1 protein-coding gene is annotated in these 514 nt (G+C 38.5%); it reads right to left on the bottom strand.

Features of this window, described 5'->3' with window-relative positions; translation table 11 throughout:
* Positions 1–290 precede the first annotated feature (290 nt).
* The coding region (locus tag ACFFUV_RS23920; RefSeq protein WP_390198517.1) for an iron chelate uptake ABC transporter family permease subunit at positions 291–514 on the bottom strand (224 nt) is incomplete at its 5' end.

Raw genomic sequence — 514 nt, 5'->3', positions numbered from 1 at the left:
TGACAAAGTCGTCCCTATCACTTGTGCCGACTTCCAGTACTCGCTTGCGAATAGCTGTTCATAGATTCGCTGTTCTTTGTCCTTTTTCTTACCGCTTTTGGCCAGATTTTTCAGCTTTTCGATTCCTTGTCGGCGTAATTTTTCTTTCATTTGCTCCAAAAAATCACCCTTCCTTCTCTCATAAAATGGTATAGGAAAAAAAGAAAAATAGCAATCGAACTTTCAAATAAATGCATAAATAGAATAAAAAGAAGACCTAGAAATGATTGGCCTTCCTTTTTTAATGAATTTCAACTGTTCAGCGCGTGTTTTTGTCTGATAAAAAGTGCATACAGAAAATATGGCGCACCAAAAAGGGCAATCAAAATTCCTGTAGGTACTTCCCCACTTAGTAGAATCACTCTAGCAACCATATCTGCACTAAGCAGAAAAATGGAACCGAACAAACCGCTCAGAACAAAGGTCCAGTTATTTTCTTTACGTACGACTAGCTTCGCAGCATGAGGAGCTAGTA

Origin of the sequence: Vibrio olivae (assembly GCF_042428525.1) — a bacterium.
Lineage (GTDB): Bacteria > Pseudomonadota > Gammaproteobacteria > Enterobacterales > Vibrionaceae > Vibrio > Vibrio olivae.
The sequence above is the reverse complement of the archived record's forward strand: the minus strand, read 5'-3'. Positions and strand labels throughout refer to the sequence as shown.